Annotated in this window: 1 protein-coding gene; it reads left to right on the top strand. The window is 71.3% G+C overall.

The window, feature by feature from the left end; genetic code table 11:
- Nucleotides 1–282: 282 nt before the first annotated feature.
- Complete coding sequence (recC, locus tag ACYQ2W_RS25635; protein ID WP_459873797.1) at nucleotides 283–3495, top strand: exodeoxyribonuclease V subunit gamma; 3213 nt, start codon at nucleotides 283–285, stop codon at nucleotides 3493–3495.
- Nucleotide 3496: the final 1 nt, after the last annotated feature.

Below are 3496 nucleotides of genomic sequence, written 5' to 3'. Positions count from 1 at the left end.
TGGCCGGTTACGACGCAGAGCGTCGTAACCAGACAGACGGGTCCCTTTTTCTTTGTCCGGTCCCCCCCTCTGGTTACCACGCTCCGCGTGGTAACCTCGGCCTCCACGCCGGCACGGTTTTTCTCCTGGACGCTCCACGTCGGCGCTGCAGGACGCAGAGCGTCCAAGGTGGCCGGTCACGACGCAGAGCGTCGTAACCAGACGTCGGCCCCCTCCCCACGGTGCCGATGCACATTTTTGGAATCGGGTCTGTCAATCCTGTCCAATTCTTCTCTTCCGACGATGCTCAACCTCTACCACAGCAACCGCCTGGAGCGGCTCCTCGACCGGCTGGTGGCGCTGACCGGGGAGCCGTTGGGCGATCCGCTGGCCGATGAGATGATCCTGGTGCAGAACCAGGGGATGGCGCGCTGGCTCTCGCAGCGGCTGGCGGAGCGGGCGGGGATCGCCGCCAACCTCGCCTTCCCGCTCCCCGCCAGCTTCGTCTGGCAGCTCTTTCGCGACCAGCTCGACGAGGTGCCGGAACACACCGGGTTCGACCGCGATACCCTGCTCTGGCGGGTATCGGGTGAGCTGCCGGCACTCCTCGACCGCCCCGGCTTCGAGCCGCTCCAGCGCTATCTGGCCGTCGGCGACGCGGCGTTACGCCGTTATCAGCTGGCGCGGCGCATCGCCGATCTGTTCGACCAGTATCTGGTCTACCGCCCCGATTTCATCGAGGCCTGGGAGCGGGGCGAGGAGACGCACTGGCAGGCGCAGCTGTGGCGGCGGCTGGTGGAGGTGGGCGGGGGCGGGGAACCGCTGCACCGCGCCCGGCTGCTCGCCCGCTTTCGCGACAAGTCCTCCAGCGGCGCCCTCGATCCCGCCCGGCTGCCGCGGCGGATCTTTCTCTTCGGCCACACCGCGCTGGCCCCGGCCTATCTGGAGGTGCTGGCGCGGGTGGCCGCGGTGACCGAGGTCCATCTGCTGGTGCTCAATCCGAGCCTCAACTACTGGGGCGACATCGCCGACGAGAAGCGCCAGGCGCGCCTGCGCGCCCTGTGGCGCCAACACGGCCGCGCGGCGGAGGCGGAGCACTTGAGTGTGGGCAACCCGCTGCTCGCCTCCATGGGCGGCCAGGGGCGGGAGTTCCTGGAACAGCTCCACCACTACCCCTGCGCGGACGAGGAGCTCTTCGCCCCGCCGGATCCCGCCACCCTGCTCGGGGTGCTGCAGCTCGACATCCTCTTCCTCCAGCGCCGCGGCGGCGACGGTGAGCCGGTGATGCCGCTGGCCGCCGACGACCGCTCGTTCCAGCTCCACGTCGCCCACAGTCCGATGCGCGAGGTGCAGATCCTCCACGACCGGCTGCTCGACCTGTTCGAACGGCTGCCCGGCCTGACCCCGCGGGAGGTGGTGGTGATGGCCCCGGACATCGACGTCTATGCGCCGCTGGTGGAGGCGGTGTTCGGCGCGGCACCCGCGGAGCGCTTCATCCCGTGGTCGGTGGCCGACCGCCGCCAGGGGGCGGGGCAGCCGGTGTTGCAGTCGCTGCTCGCCCTGCTGGAGCTGCCCCGCGCCCGCTTCACCGCCTCCGAGGTGATGGCCCTGGTCGAGAGTCCGGCGGTGATGCGCCGCTTGCGCCTGGACGAGGGGGCGGTGGAGCGGATCCGCACCTGGGTGGCCGAGGCGGGGGTGCGCTGGGGGCTCGACGGCGCGCAGCGGACCGCCCTCGGCCTGCCGGGCGATGAGGGCAACTCCTGGCGCTTCGGCCTCGACCGGCTGCTCCTCGGGTATGCCATGCCGCCGGCCGACGGGGCCGCCGCGCCGCTGGTGGGGGGATACCTCCCCTACCCCGACGTGGAGGGGGGCGAGGCGCGCCACCTGGGGGCCCTGGCGGCGCTGATCGAGCGGCTCGACCGCTGGCGCCGGCGGCTCGCCCTGCCCGCCTCGCCGGAGGAGTGGCCGGGGCTGCTCAATGCCCTCGTCGACACCTTTTTCGCGCCCGACGAGGAGGAGGCCGCCGCCCTGCAGACGGTCCGTGAGGCCCTCGACGCCCTGCGCCTCCACTGCCGTCAGGCCGGCTACCGCGAGCCCCTGGAGCTCGCCGTGGTGCGTGAACATCTGGCCGACGCGCTGGCGCAGCCGGGCGGCCATCAGCGCTTCCTCACCGGCCGGGTCTCCTTCTGCAACATGGTGCCGATGCGCAGCATCCCCTTCCGGGTGGTCTGCCTGCTCGGGATGAACGACCGCGACTACCCGCGCAACCAGCGCCCCCCGGGTTTCGACCTGATGGCTGCCGAGCCCCGTCTGGGCGACCGTTCCCGGCGCGAGGACGACCGCTACCTGTTCTTGGAGGCGCTGCTCTCTGCCCGCGAGGTGTTCTATCTCTCCTACGTCGGCCACGACATCCGCGACAACGCCCTGAAGGTCCCCTCGGTGCTGGTGAGCGAGCTGCTGGAGACGGTGGAGCGGGGTTTCGCGGTGGTGGGCGGCGGCGCGGTCCGCGACCAAGTGGTCACCGAACACCCGCTGCAACCCTTCAGTCCCCGCTATTTCGCCGACGATCCGCGGCTCTTCAGCTATGCCGCGGAGTGGCTGGAGGGAGGCGAGGGGACGGGGCCGTTTCTCGCCGAAGCGCTGCCCGAGCCGGAGGCGTCCTGGCGGGAGGTGGACCTGGAGCGGCTGATCCGCTTCTTCCGCAACCCCGCCCGCTTCCTGCTGCGCGAGCGGCTCGGGGTGGCACTGGAGCGGGCCGAGGACGGGCTGGAGGATGAGGAGACCTTCGCCCTCGACGCCCTGCAGGGCTTCGGCCTCAAGCAGGGGTTGCTGGAGGGACTGATCGACGGTGCCGATCCCGATGCGTTGAGGGCGGCCGCCCTGGCCCGTGGCGACCTTCCCCCGGCGCCCTTCGGGCGCCTGGAGCTGGACGACTGGAGCGGACGCCTCGGGGAGTGGGCGGAGGCGTTGCGGGCGCAGCGGGCCGAGCCGTTGGCGCCGCTGGAGCTGCTTTTCGAGGGGGCCGGCCTGCGTCTCACCGGCTGGCTGCGCGGGGTGACCGGCCAGGGGTTGCTGCGCTACCGGCCCGCCAAACTGAAGGCCGAGGATCGCCTCGCCCTATGGATCGAACACCTGGCGCTGCACCTGAGCGCCCCCTCAGCGGTGGCCCGCGTCTCCCGCTTCGAGGCGGAGGACCACGCCTTCGTCCTCGGCCCGGTGGCCGATCCCGCCGCGCTGCTGGAGGAACTGCTGCACCTCTACGCCGAAGGGTTGCGCGAACCGCTGCCGCTGTTTCCGCGCACCGCCCTGCGCTATGTGGAGCAGTTGCAGAAAAAGGGCGAGGAGGCGGCGCTGAAGGCCGCCGTGGAGCAGTGGAACGGCAACGAGTGGAGTGGCGGCGGAGAGGGGGCGAACCCCTACTACGATCTCGCCTTCCGTGGCCGCGACCCCCTCGATGCACGCTTTGTGGAAGTGGCTCTTCGGGTGATCGGGCCGTTGCTGGCGGCGCAGGACTAGC

This window comes from Endothiovibrio diazotrophicus (assembly GCF_054657215.1).
The sequence above is the reverse complement of the archived record's forward strand: the minus strand, read 5'-3'. Positions and strand labels throughout refer to the sequence as shown.